A 1550-nucleotide genomic window follows, 5' to 3' on the forward strand; every position below is an offset into this window, starting at 1 on the left:
TGCCGGTTCACGTGATTGCCCCTCACCCCAACCCTCTCCCCGCAGGCGGGGAGAGGGAGCAGTGCTTCTCGCTTGCAGCAACATCGTGCCCCTCCGATCGACCCGTGGCAGATTTTCGACGATTTTTGGCATGACAGCGCCATCGTGCCAAGGGTACTTTTCAGGCGAGATTCCATCCCGAGGCCTCCCATGACGCGCGACCGCATCCATTTCCTGTTCCTGAATGTCGGCCACTATCTGGACCACCTGTTCACGCTGATTTTCGCGACGGTGGCGGCGCTCGCGCTCTCGCGCGAATGGGGCCTGAGCTACAGCGAACTCCTGAAATACGCGACGCCGGGCTTCTTCGCATTCGGTCTGTTCTCGCTCCCCGCCGGCTGGCTGGCCGACAAATGGAGCCGCGAAGGCATGATCGCAGTGTTCTTCATCGGCATCGGCGCGTCGTCGATCGCAACCGCCTTCGCGCAGACGCCGCTTCAGGTCGGCGTCGGCCTGTTCGTGGTGGGCGTGTTCGCCGCGATCTATCATCCGGTCGGCCTCGCCATCGTCACGCAGAAATGGAAGAACACCGGGATGCGCCTCGCCGTGAACGGCGTCTGGGGCAATCTTGGCGTCGCCAGCGCGGCGCTGATCACCGGTTACTTCATCGACCACGGCGGCTGGCGCATGGCGTTCGTGGTGCCGGGCATCTTCTCCATTATTATCGGCGTGCTTTACGCGGCGCATCAATGGAACGAGGTGTCCACCGCGCATCAGAAGATTCCGGCGCCCGCTGCCGCCGCCCCGGCGCAATCCGCCGACATGAAGGCGCTGATCCTGCGCATTTCCGCGATCGTGTTTCTCACCACGGCGGTCTCCAGCCTCGTGTTCCAGTCCACAACCTTCGCCCTGCCGAAGATCTTCGACGAACGGCTGCAGGGAATCGCGACCGACCTGACGCAATGGTTGTCGGCGAGCGGTCTCACGGCCGCCAAAGGCGATATCGCCACCATGGTCGGCGCGTTTACCTTCATCGTGTTCGCGGTCGCCTCACTGGCGCAGCTTGTCGTCGGCAGCCTGCTCGACAAGTTCGGACCGCGCACGGTTTTCATGATCGTCGCCGCGATCCAGATCATTTTCTTCGCGGTGATGCCGGGTCTGCGCGATGCCTGGGCGCTGGCTGCGGCGTTCGGCTTCATGCTCGGCGCATTCGGGCAAATTCCGATCAACGATTTCATGATCGGCAAGATGGCGAGCGGCGAAGCCCGCGCACGCATCTATGGCGTGCGCTATGTCGTCAGCTTCACGGTGCTCGCGCTCGCGCTGCCAATGATTTCGTTTGTCTATGGAAACTACGGCTTCGACACACTGTTCCGCCTGATGGCAAGCGCGGCGGCCGTTATCTTCGTCGCGGTGGCGTGCCTTCCGGCGCGGTTGCCCACGCCGGCGGCTGCGACTGCGTAAATAAAGCTGACAGTTCTGACGGAATGCCCGTGGCATCCCTCCCCCTTGTGGGGAGGGTCGGCCGAGCGAAGCGGAGGCCGGGGTGGGGGCCAACGAACATCGCGGCA

General features: G+C 63.3%; 1 protein-coding gene. It reads left to right on the top strand.

The genetic code is table 11. The annotated features are described in order from the left end of the window. The first annotated feature begins 189 nt into the window (after positions 1-189). Entirely contained in the window at positions 190-1443 is a 1254-nt protein-coding gene (locus BN32_RS19680) for an MFS transporter (RefSeq protein ID WP_019196293.1), read from the top strand. Positions 1444-1550 lie beyond the last annotated feature (107 nt).

Source organism: Afipia birgiae 34632 (assembly GCF_000308295.2).
Classification (GTDB): Bacteria; Pseudomonadota; Alphaproteobacteria; order Rhizobiales; family Xanthobacteraceae; genus Afipia; species Afipia birgiae.